Below are 23,903 nucleotides of genomic sequence, written 5' to 3'. Positions count from 1 at the left end.
CCCGGCGGATCGTCGGTTGGCGCGCCAGCCGCACGGCCCACACCAGCTTCGTGCTCGACGCCCTGGAGCAGGCCCTTCACGACCGCCGGCCGGCGCATCGGGCGGGCCTGGTTCATCACAGCGACCGCGGAAGCCAGTATGTCTCGATCAAATACACCGAGCGTCTGGCCGAGGCCGGCATCGAGCCCTCCGTCGGCAGCGTCGGCGACAGCTATGACAACGCCTTGGCCGAGACGATCAACGGCCTCTACAAAGCCGAGGTCATCCATCGGCGTGGACCGTGGAAGTCCTTCGAGGCCGTCGAGTTCGCCACGCTAGAATGGGTCGACTGGTTCAATAACAGGCGGCTCTTGGAGCCCATCGGCAACATCCCGCCGGCGGAAGCCGAAGCCACCTACTATGCCACGCTCGCCCAACCCGCTATGGCGGCATAACTTAAACCAAATGGCCTCCGGCAAACCCGGCGCGGTTCAATCGGCCTCGAGTAGCGCGATCGCGTCAGTTGCTCCCGTATCTGAGGCGCGCCGGTGGGTCTTGCGGTCAGCCGCTTTCGTGGCCTTGGTCTTCGCCGTGGTGGCCATGATCGACTTCCAAGTTAGGGGTGCGCGCGATTAACTCTGTCGGGGCACTACAGTTCCGCTCCCACAGTGCGCTGGCCGCCGCCGCGGTGGCGCAGTTCGGGCGCGTCGATGTCTGGATCAACAACGTCGGTGTCGGCGCCCTAGGGTACTTCTGGGACATTCCGATTGAGGACCATGCCCGCGTGGTCGATGTGAACCTGAAGGGCCTGATCTTCGGGGCCCACGCAGCGCTGAAGCAGTTCCGCAGCCAGGGTTATGGCACCTTGATCAATACCGGCTCGGTCGACAGCGAGACGCCGTTGGCGCTGCAGAACACCTATGCCTCGACCAAGGCCGGCGTTCTCAGCCTCAGCCGCAGCTTGAACGAGGAGCTGAAGCTGGCCGGCGAGACGGGGATCAAGGTCGGCACCATCATGCCCTGGGCGGTCGATACCCCCTGGTGGATCCACGCCGCCAACTACACCGGCCACGCGCCGCGCATGGCGATGATGGACGACCCGCAGATCGTCGTCGACGCCATCATCGACGCCTGCCTGGACCCGAAGGAAGAGCAGCCGGTCGGCTGGAAGGCCAAGGCTGGAGACCTTTCCCACCACCTCATGCCAAAGATGACCGAACGCATGTCGGCCAAGCTCTCCAAGGCTGAATCAGAAAAGGCCTCTTTCGCGCCCGACAACACGGGCGCGATCTATGAGCCGATGGATGACGGCCTGCGGATGGACGGCGGTCTGCGCGAGCGGATGAAGCGCGAGGATGAGGCCCACACCTGAGGCCGCCTACGTCTTCAGGGCGGTAGGTTTCCCCGAGCGTGATCGGCCCGACAGGCGGTGGGACCGTTTTGCTTGGACCTCGGAACGAATGACCGCCTGAGCGGCTCCTAGGGAAGACATTTAAGGAGGTCCCATGTCCATTCTCGACAAGGCCATTGCGGCCGTCACCCCGCCCGTCAGCGACGAGAAGCGCGCTGAAGCCCATGCCAAGGCCCGCGCCGCCGCCGAGCCGGACGATTGGCTGTCGCAGGTGCTCGATCACCATGAGGAAATCGATACGGCGTTCGCGGCGGTTAAGGCGGCAACCAAGGCTGTCGCGTGGCGCAAGGCGGAGAAGACGCTGGGCGCTTTGTTGACCGGCCACTCCATGGCCGAGGAGGCGGTGATCTACCCGGCCCTGGCCCAGGCGGGGAAGCAGGGACACGCCAATACGGCCTATGCCGAACAGACGGCGGCCAAGATGCAGATGGCGGCGCTCGAGGTCATGGACCCGATGAGCGAGGACTACCTCGACAAGCTCGGCCACTTGGAAGGCGCGGTGAAGACCCATGTATACCAAGAGGAAAGCGACTGGTTTCTCGACATGAAGGAGAAGGCGCCGGCCGAGGCTCAGGCGCATGCGACGGCGCGGTACCGCGAGGAGGCGGGGCGATATTTCGAGGGTGGTCTGCTTATCAGCGGCGTTGCCGGGGAAGACCGGTCGTTCGCGCCGGATGAGCCTGTCGAGACCTATCAAAAACCGCTGGGCTGAGATTTCTGGGGAGAGGAAGGCTTTCCCCTGCGGCGGAGCCTCTGGGTCTCGGCCGACCCCTTCTGCGGGAACACCCCGCAACGCCCCGGGATGGGGAGCAGTGGCGGGACCGAGCACGCCCGCCGGTCGTGATGCGGCTCCTACTGGTCCGCCCCTTGGCGGCCCGCCTGGCCGGTGGCCAGGCTTCTTGCAGCCCTCAAATCGCCATGTGAGGCCAGGCTGCCCCACTCCTGTGCACAGGTTTGCAACGCCGTCTCCCGAGAGGGTTGAATTCAACACCCCACTTATTATCTAGTGAACGAGACACTGGCGCACGAGGAATATGGACATTGAGACATCGCAGCGTAGCGACGCAGCTGTCCTTCGCGCTCAACAGCGCGGCGAACCGGATGGTGCGACTGCACAAGCCAATTCTGGAGCCGCTTGGCCTGACGTTCCCACAGTATCTGGTGATCCTCGACCTTCTGGACGGAGCGCCCGTCACAGTCGGTAAGCTTGGCGCTCGCCTCGACATGGATACTGGGACGATCACCCCCCTGTTGAAGCGGCTGGATGCTGCGGGGCTGGTCACGCGGAAACGCGACCCGAATGACGAACGCCGTGTTCAGGTCGATCTTACCTCGCGCGCAAGGGCGCTTGAGCCCGAAATCCGCGGTGTCACCGACCGGATTAAGTCGGCCTGTCAGCTGACGGACAAGGGTGTGGACGAGCTTCGTCGAGCGCTCGAAGCGCTGGCGCACCCTGCAGACAATTGAAACTTTCAACGAACGGAACAACGACCATGAAGATCGGCATCCTTGGCACAGGCCACATCGGCAAGACCTTGGTGAAGAGGCTGAGTGCGGCGGGGCACGAGGTAAAGGTGGCCAACTCGCGGGGGCCGGAGACGATCGACGCCGACGTGCTGTCATCAGGGGCCAAGGCGGTAACGACCCAGGAGGCTGTCGCTGACGTCGAGGTGATTATCCTCTCCATCCCGCTCAACCGCATACCCGAGATCGCGCCGCTGATCGCCAATACGCCGGAGGGGACGGTCGTGATCGACACCTCCAACTATTACCCGTTCCGTGACGACAAGATCGAAGCGATCGAAGCCGGCCAGACCGAAAGCCTCTGGGTCGTCGAACAACTCGGCCGGCCGATCGCCAAAGCATGGAACGCGATTGGGTCCGCCTCCCTGGCCAACAAGGCCGCGCCCAAGGGAACGCAGGGTCGGATCGCTCTTCCGGTGGCCGCCAATCGCGATCGAGATCGTGAAGTCGCCATGGCGCTGGTCGAGGACACAGGGTTGGACGCTTTCGCCGCCGGCACGCTCGCCGAGTCCTGGCGTCAGCAGCCGGGTGCGCCGGCCTACTGCACGGATCTGACGCGTGAGGAGATGGGGGCAGCCCTGGCCGCAGCCGAGCGACAACGACTGCCCGCGCGGCGGGACCTGGGGGTTGCGGTGATGCAGGAGCGTCTTGGCGACGGAACAACCAATCCCGATGCAGACTGGGGCGTAAGACTGGTCCGCGCGATCAACATGTAACGGCTCCCGTAGTACAGCGACGTCACTCTGGGGGTGGCCGAGCGGAGCGATACCCATCCCGTGGGATCTTCGTTTTGCTCGGCAGGCTGCGCGGGTGATGAGGCAGAACGAGCGGCGGCTATCCGTCGCCCCAGTTCTTCAGGACGCCGTTCGGCACGAGCTCACCCACCAGGTTGACCCACGCCGATTGCCTCGCGTCCCAACTGACCGCGATGAGCTGGGCGCCGCCGTCGAACCTGAACCAGCCGCGGATCACACGGCCGTCCTTGGGCGCGGTTTCCGCAGGGTGGGGCGCGATCATCGGTTCATCGGCCCGCTACCGCCCTAGACCTCTTCGCCTTCGGCTTCGACCGCCACAGAGGCGGCCCCGCCGAGCGCTTCATAACGGCGCGCCGAGAGCCATTGCAGGCGCTTGGCTTGGGTGAGGAGAACCCGGCGCAGACCGCCCTGGACCTTGCGCTCCGAAATTACCTGGGCGAGCCGCGAGAGGATCAAGGCGCGCCTGGCGATCCTGAAGTCGGGGTGCGAGCGCAGCTCGTGGACCCGCTCGGAGACGATACGGCCGCGTAACGACGGGGGAGGCTCGACCGCGAGGTCGCCAGGCGGCGGATCCTTCTCGTTGAGGATGGCCTTGAACTGCGACCCCTGGACGGCTCGGTCTGTGATCAGCCGTTCGAGCGCATCGAGGTGCTGGCGGGCGGCCATGTCGGCGCGGTTTGAGTCCTGGAACTGGGGCAGGGGCCAGACCTCGATCTCGAAGACCTCGAAGGGATCGAGGACCGACATGGCCACGGCGTCGGTGCGCTGGTTGGTCAGGTGGCGGCGGATGCGGGTGCGCAGCCGCTCGTTGGTCTGGCCGACATAGATCGGCTCGCCGTCATAGTCGAAGAAGGCATAGACGCCCCACTTGTAGTTGCCCACGAAGGGGCGGGCGCCGGAGGGATCGTCGAAGGGGGAGTCCAGGAACGTCGTCAGGTTCTGACGGAGATCCTCGGTCTCGAACGGCGGAAAGTTGACGGCGTCGGGATTGCGTCTGGGGACGTCGGTCACGCCACCTCTCGCGCCTCGATCGCTTCGGCCAGTAGCGGTTCAAGGACGTGCTGGGCCAGGTGGCGCACGACATCGACGACCACGCCGTCGCCGGTCAAGTGGTAGGCCTCGTTGTAGTTCTTCGGCAGCTTGTAGTCGTCCGGCAGGCCCATCAGTCGGGCGGTCTCGCGCGCCGAGATCAGGCGTGAGCGGATCTTCTTGCCATCAATGACCAAGATCACCTGGCGGCTCGACCCGCCGGCCGGGGTCCGAAGGCAGCCGGACACGTCGTCAAACCTCACCTCTGCGCGCTGAACCTTCACGTCGCGCTCATCCAGCCGGGTGCGGTTATAGACCCCGCCGACCATGCGCCGGCCAGCGCGCATGGCGGCGGCAACCTTGGCGCGGTTGACCGGCGACATCTTGGCCAACAGGCGGTCGGTCTCCGCCGGGGTGTGCCAAGTGACGCTGGTCGGGTGCTCTTCGATCTCGTCGGCGAGGGTCCGAACGCGGTGACCCGGCGTCGGCACGTTCCACCAGAGCATGTTGCCCCGAACGGTCGCCGGCAGCGCCTCGACCGCCCGCCGCAGGGCCCGGGTGTGGAAGGGCTCAAGCGGCTCGGGTGACAACAGCGCCGGGTCGATCGGTACGTCATCCCGCACGCCGATGACGAACAGCCGCGGCCGGGACTGTGGGACGAACAGGTCGGCGTTGATCACCAGGGCGCCGCAGCGGTAGCCGACCTGGGCGAAGGTCCGGCAGATCGCCTCGAAGTCCTTGCCGCTGTGCGACGTCAGGGTGCCACAGACGTTTTCCAGGGCAATTAGCCTTGGGGCCCTACCTTCGGTCTTGAGCGCTCGGACCACGTCCCAGAACGGATAGAAGGTGCCTGAGCGCTCGCCCTTGAGACCCGCGCCGACCCCAGCCAGAGAGAGGTCCTGACAAGGGAACGAGCCCCACATCAAGTCGGCTGTGCCCGGCAGGTCGGCCGGCGTGATGGCGCGGATGTCGGCGACCTTCAGTTCCGCCGCGCCGAAGTTGGCCTGGTAGGTCAGGCCCTTCTTGAAGTCGAAGTCGTTGGCGAACAGGCAGGTCCAATCGAGGCCCAGCCCTTTGCGGGCCATGCCGCCGCCGGCGAAGAACTCGTAGAAGCTACCCATGGGCGCGGCGCTCGCTTGTCTGCGATGCTGCGGCCATTGGCTCCCGCGCCAGCTTTTCTTGCACGGCCTCGGCGATCCAGGTGTTGCGCGAGACATTGCCCGGGCGTGCGGCGCACGCGGCGTCGATGTCGGCGAAGGTCTCGGCCGCGAGGCGCAGGTTGATGCGGTCGAGACTGCGGACGGTAGCAATTGTCGAATCGGAATCCATGGAGCCACGTTGGCGCCTGCGTGGCGCCACGTCGAGCGATGTTTCTTGTTTTGTTCTGCGACGTGTTAGGTTGCCGCTCATGACTGGCGAGCGCGTCCGCAAGATCATTCATGTCGACATGGACGCCTTCTACGCGTCGGTTGAACAGCGCGATGACCCGAGCCTGAAGGGCAGGCCGGTCGCCGTCGGCTACCCTGAGAAGCGCGGGGTGGTGGCGGCCGCGAGTTATGAAGCCCGGCAGTTCGGGGTGCGCTCGGCGCTGCCGTCGACGACGGCGCTGCGCAAATGCCCCGAGCTGATCTTCCGGCCGCCACGGTTCGAGGTCTACAAGGCGGTGTCGCGGCACATCCACGCGATCTTCGCCGACTACACGCCGCTGATCGAGCCGCTGTCGCTCGACGAGGCGTATTTGGACGTCACCGACAATCTTCGCGGGATCCCGACGGCGTCGGCGACGGCCAAGGAGATCCGGGCGCGCATTTTGGAGGAGACCGGTCTGACGGCCTCGGCCGGCATCTCCTACTGTAAGTTCATCGCCAAACTGGCGTCGGACTTCCGCAAGCCGAACGGCCAGTATGTGGTGCCGCCAGATGCGGGCGAAGCCTTTGTCGAGGCGCTGCCGGTGACCAAGTTCTATGGGGTCGGGCCGGTGACGGCGGCCAAGATGCACAAGCTGGGCATCCAGACCGGCGCCGACCTGAAGCAGCAGTCGTTGGCGTTCCTGCAGGCGCACTTCGGCAAGTCTGGGCCTTGGTACTTCGACATCGCGCGCGGGCGGGACGAACGGCCGGTGCGGCCGGACCGGGAGCGCAAGTCGTCGGGGTCGGAGACCACTTTCGCGGCGGACCTGACCGACCCTGCGGCGATCGAGACCGGCGTGCTGGCGATTGCGGACGATGTCTGGGCCTGGTGTGAGAAGACCGGCGGCCGCGGGCGGACGGTGACCGTGAAGATCAAGTGGGCAGACTTCCAGCAGTCGACCCGCAGTCGGTCGCTGGGAGCGGCGATCGACAGCCGGGCTGTGCTGCATGAGGCGGCCTTGGCGCTGATCCGGTCGGTCTATCCGATGCCTAAGGGTATCCGTTTGGTGGGGGTGACCCTCTCCAACTTCGCCGGCGGGGAGTCTAAGCTCGCTGATGAGCTGTCGCTGCTGGACGAGTCGCGGCTGAGCGCATGAATAATAGCAAGGTGGGGCCGGGCGACCAGGTGGACGATCTCGAAGCGATGGCGCGGACGCTGGAGGCCAGCGGGACCTATCGGGTGCTGCGGCGCCTGGCGCCGCACGTGGCCGTCGCGCCGCCGCCCGGCGAGAAGGTCCGCCAGGGATTGGTGGTCGACGTCGAGACCACGGGGTTGGACGCCGCGCGGCACGAGATCATCGAGCTGGCCATGGTGCCGTTCACCTATGGGCTCGACGGGCAGATTTATGCGGTGGGCGCGCCGTTCCATGGGCTGCGGCAACCAGCCCAGCCGATCTCGTCAGAGATCACCGCGATCACGGGCATCACCGACGAGATGGTGGCCGGGCATTCTATCGATCCTGCGGCGGTCGGCTCGTTTGCGGCCGGAGCGGCGCTGGTGATCGCCCACAATGCAGGGTTCGACCGGCGGTTTCTGGAGCGGTTCTGCGAGACCTTTACCACCAAGGCCTGGGCCTGCTCGATGAGCCAGGTGGACTGGGCGGACGAAGGCCACGAGGGGACGAAGCTGGCCTATCTCGCGGCGGGGGCAGGGTTCTTCTACGAGCGGCATCGGGCGAGGAATGACTGCCTGGCGGCGGTCGCGCTGTTGGGGACGCCGTTGCCGCGGAGCGGACGGTTTGCGCTGGCGCAGCTGTTGGAGCGGGCGCGGCAGCCCACCTGGCGGGTGTGGGCGGAGAACTCGCCGTTTGACCTGAAGGACGTGCTGAAAGCCCGTGGCTATCGTTGGAACGGGGAGGGGAGCGGCTCGCCCAAGGCCTGGTTTATTGACGTCGCCGATGGCGCGAAGGAGACGGAGTTGGCCTTTCTGAAAGCGGAAATCTACCGAGGCGAAATCGAACTGCTGGTCCGAAGGATCGACGCGTACGACCGGTTTTCGGAGCGCTGCTGATATTAGTCAGACATTCGGCCCACGCCGATCAAGCGAACGATTAGTTGGCTTCTCCGCCAGTTCCATGTCTTCGGGCTTCCACCCGAGCCTTCGTCGCAACTTTCGCTTGCTCGATCGCCGTCCGAACCTCCGTTAGATTCTGCAGCTCGATCTGAGCTCGCTGAGGCGGCAGGTCCAGCAGGTCGAGGTTCATACGCTTGATGAAGTAGTAGGCCATCGAAAGCCGCACCTCGATGTCCCTACATCCGTCGTTCATATTGTAGTCGCGCTGGATCGCCTGCCTTTGATCTTCGGTGAGGCCGGGGTGTGGACAAAGCTTGAGCGTCGTTTTCGTTGTCCATTCAAGATCGTCACTCGGATTGTAGTCGGCTGACTTGAGGTCTCCGATTTCGTCGATCCGCGTCAGCACGAAATCTCGGAAATCCTCCTGCTCGCAACACCAGGCGCGGACATGCCAGCGATAGCCGTCGAAGGCCAAGGCGTGCGGCGCGATATCTCGGTGTCGCGAACTGGTCAGCGATTGATAACGAACACGCACAGCTCTGCGGGATCTAATCGCTGCGAGGATGACCTTCAGGCATTCAGGCTCGACGTGACGGGCAATGTCGGGTGCCATGTCCACGGACGGCATATCGCGAAACCATAGGTCCTCGCGCGGAAGCGCCCCGGTCAGCACGGCTCTAAGCTGAAGTAATAGCCGGTCAGCGGACACCCGAAGGAAGCGCGGCCGCATTCCCTTACCGGGAAGGAAAGCCTTCTCGGTGGCGTTGTACTCGATGTTCTCGGGTGCCGCCTCCCGGTATTGGCGGAGGTCAACCGACGCCTGTGGCTGTGAGATCTCGAAGGTCTCCTCGAGATCATTACGGTTTAGCCGGCCCTCCCAGAAAAGCTTCCATTCCACGAACTCCAGGCGCCGGCTGAGCGTCCAGCTCCGGCGATCATCGCGCTCGCTCATAAAAACCCCTATCGTCACTTGACGGGTGTTATAACTATACCCACATAGTTGCCAGATGGGTCGTGTTTTACGATCCACCGCTTTGGGCTCAGGGGCAAGGCTTGGGTCGGGGTTAACCTCAGAAGGGGGCGCAATGAGCCGAGAACACGTTTCCCACGCCGACATCGTGCGGTTCGCCGCCGACCGCGTGAATCTGCCGAAAGATAAGGCTGACGAATATCGCGCCCAGGCTCGCCGGCTGCGCGAGAAGCTGGAAGGCTATCTCGACGAGCATCCCGATTTCACCCTGAAGAAGATGATGCTATCCGGCAGCCTGGCGAAAGGCACCGCCCTCCGAACGCTGAACGACATCGACGTCGCATGCTACATTAGCGGCGCCGATGCGCCGCATAGCACTGCGGCGCTTCTGACCTACCTTGCTGAGCGCCTGCGCAAAGCCTTCCCGAATTTTTCGCCGGATCAGGTGCGGCCGCAGACCTATTCGGTGACGGTGTCTTTCCGGGGGAGCGGGCTTGACGTCGATGTCGTGCCGATCCTCTACGATGGAGACCCCAACTGGTACGGCAACCTGGTGAGCCAGGACGACGGCTCGTTCCTGAAGACCAGCATTCCGCTGCACCTCCAATTCACTAGCAAGCGCAAAAAGCTGCAGGAGAAGCACTTCTCTCAGGTCGTCCGGCTGGTGAAGTTCTGGGCGCGCCGCATGAAGCAGGAGCGCGACGGCTTCCGTTTCAAGTCCTTCATGATCGAGATGATCCTGGCCAAGCTCTGCGACGATGGTCTGGATTTCTCGGACTATCCCGAAGCGCTGCAGCACTTCTTCACCTACCTCGCTCGCAGCGACATGCGCCAGCGGATCGCCTTCGCCGACTACTATCCACTCTCGACGATCAAGGCCTCCAGCGACACGGTTCAGATCATTGATCCGGTAAATGCCGAGAACAACGTCGCCCGCCTCTACACCCAGGCCAACGCCGACGCGATCGTCGAGGCGGCCATGGAAGCCGGGGATGCGATCGACGCTGCCCTGGCCGCACCCAACAAGACCCTGACCGTCGCCTACTGGCAGAAGGTCTTCGGCTCGACGTTCCAAGTCTGAGGCGCCCATGTCCAGCAGCTACAGCATCACCGAGAGCTCCACCTTCACCGTTACCCACGCGCGCCACATGGCGGCGAAGGTGGCGACCGACCTGAAGCGGATGCAGCGCTTCTACGGCAAGCCCACCGATGAACGAATCGCGCAGTTTGAGGCCGAAGTGGTCGAGCTGCTGAAGGCCGGCTACCTCGGTACGGTCAGTTATGGCTTCAAGCGGAACGATCAATGGATCGAGCCGACGCTGCGCTACACCGCCAAGGATCTCATGGGGGCTTCGTCGGGTGACGACGACCCCGGAAAAATGCGGGCGTCGGCTAACGTCGATGGAGCGACCTTCCACAGCTACCTGACCTACAGCTCCGCCTACCATGCGCTGGCTTCGGCGGATCAGGCGTCGTTCGAAGCCAGATTGCCCTTCTCGCGTAGCAACGCCGCTGAGCCGAGCGTCAACGGCTATTTGATTGACGACCGCACCTATTCGTCGGGCGGTCGCGCCCTCAATCGTTCCAGCGTCCGGAGCTTCTCGTGAACGCCAAGCCTAACCTCGACGACCTTTTTGAACGTCGCCAGTCCTTCCCGGATTTTGAACCCCAAGGTCGTTTGGCCCGACTCGTCGGTCTAGATGATCAAAAAAGCCGTCTGGCCAAAATCCTTGGGCTCCTCGTCAACCCTGCCGGGCTGGACGCATGGGCTCGGCGCTACCACCCGGACGCCGGCCAGCTGCTCGACACCGTCCTTCGACGACCGCCTTTGGTCATTCTGGCCGGCGATGTCGGATCTGGCAAAACCGAGCTTGCTGAAACCATCGGAGACGCCGTCGCCCGTCAGGAATCTATCGACGTAACCCTGTTCCCGCTGAGCCTCGCAACGCGAGGACAAGGCCGAGTCGGCGAAATGACCCAGCTGCTGTCAGCGGCTTTCGACGTGACATTCGACGAGGCCATGAAGCTTAAGTCCCCCAGCGGCCGCTCGCGGGGAGCTGTGATCCTGCTCGTCGACGAAGCCGACGCCCTCGCGCAATCGCGCGAAGCGGCCCAGATGCACCATGAGGACCGCGCGGGGGTGAATGCCTTCATCCGCGGCATTGATCGCTTGGCGAATGCCAAGTTGCCGGCCGCGGTGATCATGTGCACAAACCGGCTCAACGCGCTCGACCCGGCTGTTCGACGCCGAGCGGCGGACATCTTAAGTTTCGCCCGCCCGAGCGACGAGCAGCGCCGCTTCATCCTATCGAGCCGCCTGTCCGCCTTAGGTATGACCTCCAGTCATATTGAAGCTTTGGTTGCGGCGACGGGGCCGCAGCGTGGCGTGTGCGACATCGGCTTCACGTTCTCAGACATCACCCAAAGGCTTCTGCCGGCAATCGTACTGGACGCGTACCCGTCACGCGCCGTCGAAGCGGCGCGGGCGGTGGAAATCGCGAGAAAGATGGCGCCGACCCCGCCTTTTAAAGACGTTGGTAGCGCGTAGGAGAAGGCGATGAGCGATTGGTCCCTACAGAAGCTCCTTTCGGGGCTGCACGACGACATTCAGCAGAAGCTCTCGACCGTGCGGGCCACGTTGGGCCACCCCGGAACCAAGGGTGACGCTAGCGAACAGGTGTGGCTGGAGCTGCTCAAGACCTATTTGCCGAAGCGCTACAGCGCCGCAACTGCGCACGTCGTCGATACCAAGGGCGCCTTCAGCGACCAGATCGACGTGGTTGTCTTTGATCGCCAATACTCGCCCTTCATTTTCAGCTATCAGGGCGCGACCATCATCCCGGCCGAAAGCGTCTATGCGGTTTTCGAAGCCAAGCAGGCCATCAACGCGGGGCAGGTCGCTTACGCTCAGGACAAAGTCGCCAGCGTCCGCAAGTTGCATCGCACTAGTTTGCCGATCCCGCATGCTGGCGGTGTTTATCCGCCCAAGCCGCTTCAGCACATCCTGGGCGGACTGTTGACCTTCGATAGCGACTGGTCGCCGGGCCTGGGCGATCCCTTGATCAATGCGCTCGCTGCGGGCGTCGACGAACGTCGACTCGACCTAGGATGTACGGCGGCGCACGGGCTCTTCGGTTGCGGGCCGGATGGGTGCGGATTGATCACGCCGATAGCTAAGCCAGCGACTGCGTTTCTTTTCGAGTTGATCGCTCGCCTTCAGGAGAACGCGACTGTTCCGATGATCGATGTCAGGGCCTACGCCCGCTGGCTAGAGGTTTCAGCCGAGTCTTTAGCAACCTAAAAATCCGCATCGCGAGCCTCATCCACGAAGCGCAGAAGCCCTAGATTCGCAAAGGCATAAGATAGTCAACGTGACACGCATAGATTGTGGCCACTCAAGGTCCTAAGATCAGGACTCCCTCGGGAGGGGACAGATGCAGCTTTTCTTTGGTAGGTCGGAGCACGCTTGGTCCGTGCCGCTTTCAAAGGTCCCCTGGCGGGCCGCTGTCAACCTAGTCCCATTGCGCCAGCTGGACGCACAGTGATGGACGTTGTGTTTGGCATGTGGGCGGATCGTGCTGCTTATCCGCCGCATGGTGGCGAGGGCGCGGGCTCGAGTGGAAAGCCTGTTGTTGGTCCTCTGGGCCTTCTGGACCTTCTCGAAACCCACCTTGGACTCTCGGGCCCGACGCATCCGCAGGTCGTCCGCATTGCTGCGTTTCAACGCAAGTTGGAGTCCGCCGATAGCAATGGTCGGTTCTACAGCGGCTCGCTGGCCGCCGACCCCTGGGCGACGGCGCGGCAGCTCCTCGGCTGGCGAGACGGCCTCGTCGAAGCAGGATGGCGCGCCGGCATTCTGGGTTCAGGGCGCCTCGCGGATCTATCGGACGTCGAAGGGGCGGGGCCAGCATTAGCGCCCGGATCGGCTGATCGTCTCGCCGAAGTGGCCAGGCAATTGGACAGCCGCGTGTCGCGCACGCTCCGGCGTCTGCGTCTGATCGACGAGCGGGCCAGCCTGTCACCCGGCTGGCGCCGGCTCCTCGACCGGCTGGAGGCGTGCGATGTGGTTGTTGAGCAACTGGCCGTGGGCTCGGCGGCTGATCCCGGCGTCGCCCTGGGCCGCGCCCAAGCCTGGATCGAGGCCGGGACTTACGACAAGACCGGTCCTGACGGCAGTGTCGTTGAGCTGCTGGCCGATACCCCGATCATGGCCGCCGAGGCTTTGGCTACCTACTTTGGGGCTGATCAGACGCCTCAAGGGTCGGTCGTGTTGATCGCCCAGGACGGTAACAGCCAACTGCTAGATGGCGTCCTGTCCCGGCAGGCGCAACCGCGGGCGGGCTATTCACCCCGATCGCCATTCCGCGGGGTCCTGCAAGTCTTACCACTGGCCTTCCAGTTGGCTTGGCGCCCTTTCGATCCGCAGGCGCTTCTAGATCTCCTGCTGTTGCCGCGCCCGCCGCTTCCGAAGGCGGTTGCGCGAAAGATCGCCATGGCGATGTCAGAGAGCCCGGGCCTGGATGGTCCACACTGGCGCGCGGTATGGGCCGAGATTGAAGCGACCGCGCTTCAAGACGCTCACACTGAGGCGGACCATCGATCCGTAGCCGCTAAACTTGAACGGTGGGATGCCTGGGTTCGCCCCTCTCCCGTCGATACCGCTGGCGGGCTCTCGCTGGAAGTCGTTCTGGCGATTTGCGCCCGGGTCGCAGACTGGGCGGTGGTTCAGTACGCCGCGACAGGTGAGGCCTACTTCCTGGGCGCTCAGCGCTTAGCGCAAGCGGTGGTCGAGGCGGTCCGCGGGCTAGATCGAGAAAGCTATTCTCGAACCTTGCTGGATCGGATCGTCGATCAGGCCTTGGCGGATGGCGAAGGGGACCCAATGGCGCAGGCGCAAGCCGCGCCATGGCGCACGGTAGCTCATCCTGGGTCTGTCTGGGGGCGGGCTGACACCGTGGTGTGGTGGAACTTCACTGACACGGGCGAGCGACCGCATCGAACACCGTGGACGCTTGCTGAACGTGCGGCCCTGCGGTCTGAGGGCTGCGAACCCGACACCGACGCCGCCGCCGCACGCCGATTGAGCTCAGCCTGGGAACGGCCAGTTTTAAACGCCGGAGCGCGCCTGATCCTCGTCAGGGCCTCGCTGGGTGCCGGTGCGGAAACCGCAGCTCACCCTTTGGCGCACAGGATGGCGCCCATCATGCGCACCGAGGCCGTGACCGCGCGCGTGGAGGACATTTTCCGCGCACCACATCTCGCTGTCGGCGGTGTCGATCTCCACCGCCGGGAGGTCGACCCTGCACCGGTGCCACACGGCGTGGCCCGCTGGGCAGCCCCGAGCCGATTTGCTGAACTGGCGGCGGCCCGCGTCGAATCGGCGACGGCGTTCGAAGACCTCCTGGCGTGTCAATTCGCCTGGGCGCTCAAGCATGTCGCGCGGTTACGGCCAGGTCGGGCACGTTCAATCCCTGATGCAAACCAGCTGCTAGGCCTCTTGGCTCATGCCCTGGCTGCCGAGTTGTTGCCGCCGGGCGCGCCCTCAGTGCCCGCCACCGTCGCAGCCGCGGCTGAAGCGCGCCTCGACGCTTTGGTGGACGAGATGGCCGCGCCGCTTCGGGCGTCCGCGGCAGCGTCAGATTTCGCGTTCGCCCGCCGCCGCCTCCCAGCCTCCATCGCGGCCCTCTCAATGGCTCTGCGCCGCAATGAGCTCACTGTGGAAGCCATGGAAATTAGCGCGGAAGGGCGATTTGAAGGGTTGGCCGTAAAGGGAACGATCGACCTCCTCGCCCGTACCGCATCGGGCGCTCCCGTCGTGATCGACCTTAAATGGACCCGCAGCGATAACGCGCGGCGTAAGGAAGTCGAAGACGGCCTAGCGGTGCAACTTGCGACCTATGTCGCTTTGGTGGACTCCACATTGCGAGCTGAGGCGGGCTACTTCCTGCTGAACCAGCGTGAGTTTGTCGTCCCGGCCGGCGGGCGATTGCAAGGCCGTACGGTCACCGCGCAGCGAAGCTTGGAGGATACCTGGGGCTCCGTCATGGGCACTTGGTCGGCGTGGGGAGCCCATGTCCCAGACCATGGATTGGTGGCGCTTGGTGTGGAGGGGGCCGACGGTCTCGGACCGGCCAACCTAAGTCTCGTGCGCGAAGTGCGCTGCGATCGATGTGATTACGCGACCCTCTGCCGGGTCAAGGATACGGGGGCCAGCGCATGACCGTGATCGCCAATCAAGGCATTGTGCACACAGTCCTCGCCTCCGCAGGAACGGGCAAGACCTACACGCTGGTGGATCGGATCGCCGAGGCGATCATGCAAGGGCTAGATCCTGGCCATCTATTGGCCGCCACCTTTACCAAGACGGCTGCTGCTGAACTGGGCGGGCGGATCAGGGAACGCCTCATTAAGGCCGGACGATCTGAGGCTGCGGCAAGCTTGCTCGCCTCGCGTATCGGTACGGTCAACAGCGTTTGCGGCGGCTTGGTCGGCGAGTTCGCTATGGAACTCGGGCGTTCTCCGGTGTCAGACGTCATCGCCGAAAACCGACAGGCCGAAGTATTTGCCGAGGCGGCTGCTGAAGCCATCGCTGGCTGCGCCCAAAGCCAATCCGCATTGGCCGAACGCTTCGGCATGGGCGAACGTGACTACCGGTCAAGTTTCGGCAAGACGCGGCGTGGCTGGCGAGATGACCTGTGGCGCCTGGCCAGCGCTGCACGGATCAATGGTCTAGGCCCCGTGGACCTCGACCATTGCGCCACGCGATCTGTCGACAGTCTGTTGGCGCTGATGCCGACCGAACACGCCGGAGAGACTGCCGCAAGCCTGGATGCTGCGCTTGAAGTCGCCCTTCGAGACTGCTCAGCAGCCCTGACGCCGAGCCTCATGGTTGGTCTGAAGAAGGGAACGATCAACAAGGACTTGCCCCGCATTCGCGACGCGGTGGGGCGGCTTGAACGGGGTGACCCACTTCCCTGGGCGGTGTGGGCCGCCCTCTCAAAGCTGGGCGAAACTCAAGCCGACAAGCACCTCTTCGCGCATGTGGTTGCGGCGGCCGGCGCCCACCCCCGGCATCCTTCGCTGCGGGAGGATTTGGCGACTTTCATCCGAGGCCAGTTCGCCTGCGTCGCTCAGGCGCTCGAAGCCTATGCACGGTTCAAGGCGGCGCGCGGCCTTCTGGACTTCGTAGACCAGGAGACCTTGGCCCTGGCCATTCTGCGCGATCCCCAACATCAGCCCATGCTCAGCGAGCGCATTCGGGCAGTGTTCATCGACGAACTGCAGGATTCCAGCCCCATCCAATTGGCGATCTTCTCCGCCCTTAATGCGATCTCTCCTCTGAGTGTTTGGGTCGGAGATCCCAAACAATCGATCTATGGTTTCCGAGATGCTGACCCGACCCTGACAGCCGTGGCGTCCCGTCAGATCGCCGCCGACACCGGTGGGCAATCTTCAGTCCTTGATAAATCCTATCGATCGCGCGGCGGCCTGACGGCCTTCGTTAATGACGTCTTCAAGCCGAACTTCCTGTTGGACGGCATGAAGGAAGCGGAAATCTGTTTCGCGGACTTTGACCGCAAAGAGCCAGCAGGCTTGCCGCCGCCGCTCGCCGTTTGGTCGATCACCGGGAAAAACAAAGGCCTTCGCGCCGCGGCGCTGGTCGGCGCGGTGCGCAGTCTGCTCGCTGCGCCGGGGTCTTGGCCGGTTTTGTTGGAGGAGGGGCTAACCCGAGACGCTCGGGGTAGCGACGTTGCGCTCCTGTGTCGGACCAACCCTCAGGTCGAAGTGCTCGCCGCTGCCCTAACCCGCGCCGGCGTGAAGACCGCCGTCGAACGCAGCGGTCTGCTTACGACGCCCGAAGCCGAGCTGGTGTTAGCGGCGCTGCGCTTGGCGGCCGATGGTTCCGATCGATTAGCCGCCGCAGAACTCGCCAGGTTCTGCGGGGCGGACGGCGCGTGGCTCGAAGCCGTGTTCGCCGAGAAGCCCGGCGAGGCGCTTGAAGCAATCATTCCATTTGCAGGTCGTCTGGCCGACATCCGGGATCAAGCCTTGACGCTCACGCCGGCGGAGACCCTGGACGCTGTCCTATCAACGCCGGGCATCCTCGAGATCGTTCGCGCCTGGGGTTTCCCAGAGGCGCGCTTCGACAATGTTGAGGCTCTACGGGGCATGGCCCGCGTCTATGAAGACGAACAACGCGCCGCGCGCCGCGCCGCTACCGTAACGGGACTTTGTGCGTGGCTGGCCGATCAAACCAGGGCTCTCCAGCCGAAGAGCCGTGACCCAGATGCGGTGCAAATCCTGACGTATCATGGCGCAAAGGGCTTGGAATGGCCGATCGTCTTACTCGGCGACCTCGACGACCCGGCGCGCGCTGACCCGTTTGGCATCGCGATCGAAACAGATCGCGCACCTGACTGGCGTAATCCTCTGGCGGATCGCTGGGTCCGGTATTGGGTCTGGCCCTACGGCGAACAGGCGAGCGACCTAGCGCTCGGAGACGCCTCGGATCAGTGCGATATTGGGATGGCGGCCGTTGCCGCGGAACGCGCCGAGCGTGCTCGGCTGCTCTATGTCGGCGCAACGCGAGCCCGCGACTATCTCGTATTGGTCAACTCATCGGCAAATCTCGCCTGGCTCAATGAGTTGCCCGGGCATGATGGAGGCTGTGCCGTCACCTTTTCGGGGGACGGGATTCTGGCCTGCGGTCAGCAGCATGCGGCTCGGTTGGCAACTTTCGATGGTGGAGTCGAAGAACCTGCGACATCGGCTGATCCGCCTGTGTTCGGACCGACCGAGACGGCGCTCATTGACCATCGGCCGCTGCGTCGCCCGCCTAGCGCCGGCGTTGGGCCCGGGGGATGGCGCATCGCGGAACGCGTCCGGTTAGGCGAACGATTGGCCATGAACGGCCTGCCCGACATGGCCGCGCTCGGTGAAGCTTGTCACCGCTTCTTTGCGGCCGACGATCCCGGGCTTGGCGGCGAGGCACGCCTAAAACTTGCGGAAGCCATTCTGCTGCGGTGGGGCGTGCCCCAGTTGTCGGGTGGAGACTTGGTGGCGGCCAGTGACCGGCTGAGCGCGTTCCTCGGTGAGAGGTTCGGGTCGGGCGAGACGCGTCGGGAATGGCCCGTCCACGCCGAGATCGACAGTCAGCTGGTTGATGGCCGGCTGGATCTTCTTGTCGAGTTTGAGGACGCCTTTGTGATCTTTGATCACAAGAGCTTTCCGGGCATCCTTGAGGACGAGACTGCGCGGATGGACAGGGTGGCGGCGCAGCTTTCAAATTACGCAGAGGCGCTGCTGTTAGCCACTAACAAGCCAACCCGCGGGTTTTGGCTGCATCAGCCCATTGCGGGTTTCGCGGTCCGTCTTGAGCCCGCGTCATGACCCGTCCCCCCGCCGCTTCGCAGGCCCCGTCGAGCCGCAGCTGCAGTGAGGTCTCCCAAAGGCTATCGAACAGATGCAGCTGGTGGCGCTCACCGCATAGTTCCACGAGCCGATAGGGATCGCTTGGGCCTCGGGGCCGAAACAGGACAGTCTGAGACTCTAGCTCACCAAAAGGTCGACTATGCCCGTTCCCGTAGAAATCGTCGACTTGGTCAAGCGGTTTGAAGATCACCACGCGACGTACACCGCAACCGGTTATAACGAGACGCTCCTTCGGGATGACTTCCTAAATCCTTTCTTCGTGGCGCTCGGCTGGGACGTCGACAACACCTCTGGATATGCAGAGGCTTACCGGGACGTCGTAAAGGAAGAAGCACTACGGACCGACGACGGTGTCAAAGCACCCGATTTCACGTTCAGAATTGGCGGCGTCCGCAAGTTCTTTGTCGAGGCCAAAAAGCCGAGTGTCGTCATAAGCCGAAATGCTCAATCGGCCTACCAGCTTAGACGGTACGCCTGGAGCGCGAAGCTCCCCTTGAGCATTCTCGTGAACTTCGCCGAATTCGCGGTCTACGACACGCGGGTTAAGCCCGAGAAGACCGACAAGGCAGGTAAGGGCCGAGTGTTTATCTGCTCCTACAGAGAGTTGGCGGAAAAATGGGATTGGATCTACGCCACGTTCTCGAAAGACGCAGTGTTGCGAGGATCATTTGACAAATACGTCGAAGATAACAAGTCAAAGCGGGGAACGTCCGAAGTCGACGTGGAGTTTCTTCGTACAATTGAGGGTTGGCGAGCAGATCTAGCCCATGACCTGGCCAAGAATAATAAGTCTATAGACAATAAAGAGCTCAATTTTGCCGTCCAGAGGATTATAGATCGCATCATATTTTTGCGCATATGTGAAGACCGAGGGATCGAGGACTATGGCCGATTAGCAGCAATAGCGAAGAAAACTAAGGTATACACCGCCCTAACGGGTATGTTTCTGGCTGCCGACGCGAAGTATAATTCTGGCATATTTCACTTCAAAGCCGAGCGCGGCCGCGCGGAATCACCGGATGAACTTACGCTCAAGCTAAAAATCGATGATAAAGTTCTGAGGACGATGCTTCTCGGGCTCTATTATCCAGAGAGCCCGTTCGCCTTCCAGGTCATCGGTGCCGATATCCTGGGGCAGGTATACGAACAGTTCCTGGGTAAGGTCATAAAATTAGATGCGGCACACCAAGTTGAAGTAGAAGACAAGCCCGCAATTCGCAAGGCGGGAGGTGTTTACTACACTCCATCATATATTGTTGAATACATGGTGCGAGAAACGCTCGATCCCAAAATTCGGGGGAAAACGCCGACCCAGATTGCCAAATTGCGGGTTTTAGATCCTGCCTGCGGCTCGGGATCTTTTCTAATTGTTGTCTACCAGCACTTACTCAATTGGTACCTCACGTACTACATCGAAAACGAGCCGGCCCGATGGGTGAAGGGGAAGCGCGCAACACTTGTGCAGACTGCGCGGGGTGGTCTTCGGCTAACGTTAGATGAGCGCCGACGCATTCTTCTCACCCACATTTATGGAGTGGACATCGACGATCAGGCGGTGGAAGTAACAAAGCTTTCGCTTCTGCTGAAGGTTCTTGAAGGCGAAACTGAGCAAACAATCCAGCCGTTCCTTTCTGTATTTCAAGAACGGGCGCTGCCTGACCTTGAGGATAACATCAAGTGCGGGAACTCCCTAATCGCACCCGATATATACAGTGGCGATGAACTAGCTTTCGAAGGCGTGGAGCCGGAGAAAATCAACGCGTTTTCGTGGTCCGGGCCAGAGGGATTTCCTGCCGTGATGCGATCGGGTGGCTTTGACGTCATAGTCGGCAACCCGCCATACATATTCACTAGAGATCACTTGTCGAAGGCTGAGACGGCCTATTTCACCGCGAAATACAAGATGATATGGGATAAGCACAATACATATTTGCTGTTTATGGAACTACTACTCAGATTGCTCGGTAAAAACGGAGTTGGTACGTATATCGTTCCAAACTCCTGGCTTACTATTGAAAGTGGCAAACTACTTCGCCAGTCCTACGTCGATCGCCTGAGGGTGCTGGCCGATCTTCCGTATGCAGTTTTCAATAGAGTGGCGATGGAGCCGTCTATCTTCATCGTTGCAAAGGAGGCGTCGACGGCGGACGTGCAGGTCCTAGTCGCTTCCTCTAGGAGTGAATTTGCTGTCGGCAAATCTGCCAAGGCGAAAAAGGCCCGCTGGCGAGATAACGGCTACCGGATCACCACCGGATCGGCTGGCGACGCTCAGGAAGCACTTGATGCGGTGAAGCTTGCGTCAGGAACTCTGGGCGCAGCCTTCGACGTCCTTACCGGATTGCAGGCGTACGAACGCGGCAAAGGGCTCCCGCCCCAAAGCGCAGAAGACGTCAAGAATCATGTCTTTGACGCCAGGCGAAAGCTAGATTCCAAGACGTTGCCCTACCTTCAGGGTCGGGACGTCGAAAGATACGGCCTCAGGTGGTCGGGCGATTTTCTGCGCTATGGCCCCTGGCTATCTCAGCCGCGAGAGATAGGGATGTTCACCCGGCCACGCATTTTGTTGAGGGAGATTACAGCGCCTCTCCCGTACTGTCTAAACGCTGCGTTTGTCGCTCCGCAATACCTCAACAACAAGAGCATCCTCAATGTACTAGACCCTGAAGACAACGAAGAGCGACTTAAAGCCCTGACTTGCGTTCTGAATAGTCGCCTCATGTCAGCATTTTATAAGGGTTATGCCGTTAAGAGTGGGCGTAAGTTATTTCCGAAAGTGGTGATCCGAAATCTTAGGGAATTTCCCTTTCCAAGCGTGTGTGATCCCAAAACGATCAAGGCGTTGGCGGGTACACATGATCAGATTGTCGAGGGTTATGCCGCTCGGGCCTCGGCGAAAACTCCTCATCTGAGGGAGGTTCAGTCCAGGCGCATAGCTGCCTGCGAAACTCGAGCCGACGATCTTGTATTCCGGCTCTACGGAGCGTCGGATCCGCAACGCGAGGCGATTGAGGCGGGGATTGTGGCAGAAACGCCCCCGCCGTCGAGAAGGCGGGGCGGCGGATGACATGCACGTCGCGGCACATCATCTACCTCGCTTGAAACGTGCTGCAGAAGTCGTGGGGATTAAACCCTCGCTAAAACAATGTGGGTTCTAACTGAAGTGCGACGAAGGGCCTGGGCAGGATGACGGGGAGGGGGCCTCTTGTCATCTCAGGGTTTCAGGGTCTTGGCAGTCGGGCGACGGGCGGGCGCGGAGCCATCACGTAGCGCAGAGCCCGTTCGTCGCCCGTGTCCCAGCCGTCGCCGCGATCTGCTCGGCGAGCACATCCTCCGGCGTGCGATAGCCGAGACATTTGCGCGGGATCCGATTGAGTCTGGTGCTCAGCTCCAGCAGCTTCTCCGGCGGGACCGACGCGATGTCCGTGTCGCTGGGCAAGAAGCGCCGCAGACGGCCATTGGTGTTCTCGACCGTGCCTTTTTGCCAAGGCGCCTGTGGCTTGCAGAAGTAGCTGTCGATCTCCAGCGAGCGCTTCAGGGTCCCAAAGAAGGCGAACTCCGTGCCGCGATCAAAGGTAATGGATTGCCGTATCGGCGGAGGGAGCGGCTCCAGACGCTTGGCTAGGCCAGCCATAATGCCTGTCGAGTTGCGGCTCGGGTTCTTGATCAGGATCAGATATCGGCTTCGACGCTCCACCAGCGTCGTGACGTTGTGACGCCCATATTCCCTGCGGAACGCGATCAGATCGCACTCCCAATGGCCGTAGCTGTTGCGCTCGCCGATGTGGGCAGGGCGCTGAGCGATGGTGTTTTGCAGTGGGATGTTCAGGCCGCGTGGCTGTCGGGCATAGCGCACACGACGGCGTCGACGCATCCTGGGCAACAACTTGTAGAGCTCTGCGGCCCGGCCATCTGGCCCATAGACGTAGCGATAGATGGTCTCGTGGCAGGCGTAGGCTTGGAGTTGGCGGGTCGCCTTGAGATGGCCCGCGATCTGTTCTGGCGACCAGGTCTCTCGCAGACGCTCCGTGACGAAGCGGGCCAGTTCTGGATCACGATGCAGCTTGCCGACACGCCTGCGTCGCGATGAGGCGCGCTCGTCGGCGGCGATGGCGAAGTAGCCGCGCAGCCACGGGCCGTCATCAAACCAATTGCGCCGGATCTCGCGATGTATGGTCGACGGGTGGCGGCCTAGGCGCTCGGAGATGACCCGGACAGGCACCTTGGCGTCACGCCAGCGACAGATCAGGTGGCGTTCTTCAATCGTGATATGGTCGTAGCGCGATCCCATGTGAAAATCTCCGTGGACCTAAGTCCATAAAAACCCTCACAAATCGCACTTCAAAATAGAATCCGCCCGGCTACACAAGAATTGCGCATAATAAGCATTATCGGAAATAAACTGAAATAGGATATGCTCGTTTAGTACTTTTTCTTAGTCGAGATTCATCCCCATTCGATATATGCGATTCGCATTACGCCCGAAGAGAGCGCGGCGCTGTTCTTCGGGAAAGTCGACGACGATGGAGTGGTAAGCATCCATGTGCCGGTCGAAGCTACCGAAAAGCTTATCAGTCGGCGTGTCGCTGGCGAACATGCAGCGGTCGGCACCAAAGATATTGATTGCGTCGAGGATGTAGGGGCGGACCTGTCCAACTGTCCATGAGCGATGGATGAAGCCAACGCCCGATAGCTTAATTGCTACGTTGGGCAAGGCGGCCAAGGCGCGAAGGCCTGCGCGCCAGATCGCCAAGCCCGTTGCGTCGGTGTCCACTGGCATTCCAGCGTGGTTGAGGATCACCTGAATATCTGGGTGCTGGGCGATGAGTCGCGAAAGGCCCATCATCTGGCCAGGATAGCATTGCAGGTCAAAGCTAAGACCGTACTTTGCCAGCAAACCAAAGCCTGCCTGCCAAGCCGCGTCGCCGGTCACGTCGCGTGGGGTATAGGTGCGCCGCGGGTTGTGGTGCCAGTTAATGATGTGTCGGATGCCGCGTACGCGGGGATGGGCGGCCTGGGCGGCCAACAAGGCCTCGACGTCAGGGTCGTCCAAGGCGGCGAAAGCGACGATGGCGCTGGGCAGGCCCTCGCTGTCGGCTAGGCCCTCAAGCCATTGGGTCTCCGCCAGGGCTTCGTCGGCCGCCGCGCCGGCGTCGATGTGGACTGCTCCCACCACGTTCCAGGCGGCCGCGTCGGCGCGATAGTGTGACGGCAGATAGGTGCTGGCGATCGGCTCGACGCTGCCGTTGGGGCCGTCATGTGAGAACGGCGGCGTCAGCCAAGGGTAGCGGAAGCGATCCAGGTCCCACAGGTGGATATGAGCGTCGATAAAAGGGATGGCCGTCATCATGCCTCCGGTGGGGTAGCGTCGCGGTGCCCTCGT

Annotated in this window: 21 protein-coding genes; 14 read left to right on the top strand and 7 right to left on the bottom strand. The window is 62.4% G+C overall.

Translation table 11 applies throughout. From position 1 onward, the window contains the following. From ACP7AG_RS11065 to ACP7AG_RS11045, 5 genes are all read left to right on the top strand, one after another. Window positions 1-434, top strand: a 434-nt coding sequence (locus ACP7AG_RS11065; RefSeq protein WP_426030857.1) for a DDE-type integrase/transposase/recombinase, incomplete at its 5' end; no start/stop codon positions are given. A gap of 167 nt (window positions 435-601) precedes the next feature. Next, the gene (locus tag ACP7AG_RS11060) at window positions 602-1,351 is read left to right on the top strand and encodes an SDR family NAD(P)-dependent oxidoreductase (protein WP_426030856.1); all 750 of its coding nucleotides are present in this window, start codon (window positions 602-604) and stop codon (window positions 1,349-1,351) included. Between the two features lie 133 nt (window positions 1,352-1,484). Next, window positions 1,485-2,102 carry a hemerythrin domain-containing protein gene (locus ACP7AG_RS11055; RefSeq protein ID WP_426030855.1) on the top strand — a complete coding sequence of 206 codons (618 nt, stop codon included), beginning with the start codon at window positions 1,485-1,487 and terminating at the stop codon, window positions 2,100-2,102. Between the two features lie 329 nt (window positions 2,103-2,431). After that, window positions 2,432-2,857, top strand: coding sequence for a MarR family winged helix-turn-helix transcriptional regulator (locus ACP7AG_RS11050; RefSeq protein WP_426030854.1), 426 nt, complete (start codon window positions 2,432-2,434; stop codon window positions 2,855-2,857). 26 nt (window positions 2,858-2,883) lie between these two features. Next, window positions 2,884-3,630 carry an NADPH-dependent F420 reductase gene (locus tag ACP7AG_RS11045; RefSeq protein ID WP_426030853.1) on the top strand — a complete coding sequence of 249 codons (747 nt, stop codon included), beginning with the start codon at window positions 2,884-2,886 and terminating at the stop codon, window positions 3,628-3,630. 118 nt (window positions 3,631-3,748) lie between these two features. On the opposite strand, the gene ACP7AG_RS11040 is transcribed toward ACP7AG_RS11045, so the two are convergent. The 4 genes from ACP7AG_RS11040 to ACP7AG_RS11025 are packed head-to-tail and all read right to left on the bottom strand — an operon-like array spanning window position 3,749 to window position 6,027. Beyond that, window positions 3,749-3,931 carry a hypothetical protein gene (locus tag ACP7AG_RS11040; protein WP_426030852.1) on the bottom strand — a complete coding sequence of 61 codons (183 nt, stop codon included), beginning with the start codon at window positions 3,929-3,931 and terminating at the stop codon, window positions 3,749-3,751. Window positions 3,932-3,954: 23 nt separating this feature from the next. Further along, window positions 3,955-4,680: a GIY-YIG nuclease family protein gene (locus tag ACP7AG_RS11035; RefSeq protein WP_426030851.1), complete on the bottom strand. Its 726-nt coding sequence runs from the start codon at window positions 4,678-4,680 to the stop codon at window positions 3,955-3,957. Then, the gene (locus ACP7AG_RS11030) at window positions 4,677-5,819 is read right to left on the bottom strand and encodes a DNA cytosine methyltransferase (protein ID WP_426030850.1); all 1,143 of its coding nucleotides are present in this window, start codon (window positions 5,817-5,819) and stop codon (window positions 4,677-4,679) included. The genes ACP7AG_RS11035 and ACP7AG_RS11030 overlap by 4 nt, the downstream gene beginning before the upstream one ends. Further along, entirely contained in the window at window positions 5,812-6,027 is a 216-nt protein-coding gene (locus tag ACP7AG_RS11025; RefSeq protein ID WP_426030849.1) for a hypothetical protein, read from the bottom strand. Before ACP7AG_RS11025 ends, ACP7AG_RS11030 begins: the two co-directional genes overlap by 8 nt. 79 nt (window positions 6,028-6,106) lie before the next feature. On the opposite strand from ACP7AG_RS11025, the gene dinB reads away from it, so the two are divergent. Continuing rightward, window positions 6,107-7,204: a DNA polymerase IV gene (dinB, locus tag ACP7AG_RS11020; RefSeq protein WP_426030848.1), complete on the top strand. Its 1,098-nt coding sequence runs from the start codon at window positions 6,107-6,109 to the stop codon at window positions 7,202-7,204. Then, on the top strand, window positions 7,201-8,118 hold the full coding sequence (locus ACP7AG_RS11015) for a 3'-5' exonuclease (protein ID WP_426030847.1): 918 nt from the start codon (window positions 7,201-7,203) through the stop codon (window positions 8,116-8,118). Before dinB ends, ACP7AG_RS11015 begins: the two co-directional genes overlap by 4 nt. A gap of 40 nt (window positions 8,119-8,158) precedes the next feature. Here the strand turns inward: ACP7AG_RS11015 and ACP7AG_RS11010 are convergent, their stop codons facing one another. Further along, window positions 8,159-9,073, bottom strand: coding sequence for a helix-turn-helix transcriptional regulator (locus tag ACP7AG_RS11010; RefSeq protein ID WP_426030846.1), 915 nt, complete (start codon window positions 9,071-9,073; stop codon window positions 8,159-8,161). Window positions 9,074-9,206: 133 nt separating this feature from the next. Here ACP7AG_RS11010 and ACP7AG_RS11005 point away from each other — a divergent pair, with 133 nt between their 5' ends. The 7 genes from ACP7AG_RS11005 to ACP7AG_RS10975 all read left to right on the top strand — a co-directional run bounded on the left by ACP7AG_RS11005 (window position 9,207) and on the right by ACP7AG_RS10975 (window position 21,587). Beyond that, on the top strand, window positions 9,207-10,172 hold the full coding sequence (locus ACP7AG_RS11005; protein ID WP_426030845.1) for a CBASS oligonucleotide cyclase: 966 nt from the start codon (window positions 9,207-9,209) through the stop codon (window positions 10,170-10,172). A gap of 7 nt (window positions 10,173-10,179) precedes the next feature. Continuing rightward, entirely contained in the window at window positions 10,180-10,698 is a 519-nt protein-coding gene (locus ACP7AG_RS11000; protein WP_426030844.1) for a hypothetical protein, read from the top strand. After that, window positions 10,695-11,639 carry an AAA family ATPase gene (locus ACP7AG_RS10995; RefSeq protein WP_426030843.1) on the top strand — a complete coding sequence of 315 codons (945 nt, stop codon included), beginning with the start codon at window positions 10,695-10,697 and terminating at the stop codon, window positions 11,637-11,639. The genes ACP7AG_RS11000 and ACP7AG_RS10995 overlap by 4 nt, the downstream gene beginning before the upstream one ends. 9 nt (window positions 11,640-11,648) lie before the next feature. After that, window positions 11,649-12,392, top strand: coding sequence for a DUF6602 domain-containing protein (locus tag ACP7AG_RS10990; RefSeq protein WP_426030842.1), 744 nt, complete (start codon window positions 11,649-11,651; stop codon window positions 12,390-12,392). A 243-nt stretch (window positions 12,393-12,635) separates the two neighbouring features. Then, on the top strand, window positions 12,636-15,311 hold the full coding sequence (locus tag ACP7AG_RS10985) for a PD-(D/E)XK nuclease family protein (RefSeq protein ID WP_426030841.1): 2,676 nt from the start codon (window positions 12,636-12,638) through the stop codon (window positions 15,309-15,311). Further along, window positions 15,308-18,481, top strand: a complete 3,174-nt coding sequence (locus ACP7AG_RS10980; protein WP_426030840.1) for a UvrD-helicase domain-containing protein — start codon at window positions 15,308-15,310, stop codon at window positions 18,479-18,481. Before ACP7AG_RS10985 ends, ACP7AG_RS10980 begins: the two co-directional genes overlap by 4 nt. A 181-nt stretch (window positions 18,482-18,662) precedes the next feature. Beyond that, entirely contained in the window at window positions 18,663-21,587 is a 2,925-nt protein-coding gene (locus tag ACP7AG_RS10975; RefSeq protein ID WP_426030839.1) for an Eco57I restriction-modification methylase domain-containing protein, read from the top strand. A 195-nt stretch (window positions 21,588-21,782) separates the two neighbouring features. Here the strand turns inward: ACP7AG_RS10975 and ACP7AG_RS10970 are convergent, their stop codons facing one another. Beyond that, the gene (locus tag ACP7AG_RS10970; RefSeq protein WP_426030838.1) at window positions 21,783-22,811 is read right to left on the bottom strand and encodes an IS30 family transposase; all 1,029 of its coding nucleotides are present in this window, start codon (window positions 22,809-22,811) and stop codon (window positions 21,783-21,785) included. A 144-nt stretch (window positions 22,812-22,955) separates the two neighbouring features. Beyond that, entirely contained in the window at window positions 22,956-23,870 is a 915-nt protein-coding gene (locus ACP7AG_RS10965) for an amidohydrolase family protein (protein WP_426030837.1), read from the bottom strand. Window positions 23,871-23,903: the final 33 nt, after the last annotated feature.

Source organism: Caulobacter sp. DWP3-1-3b2, from assembly GCF_049896325.1.
GTDB lineage: Bacteria > Pseudomonadota > Alphaproteobacteria > Caulobacterales > Caulobacteraceae > Caulobacter.
Note: the sequence above shows the minus strand (reverse complement) of the source record. Positions and strands in the feature narration are given on the sequence as shown.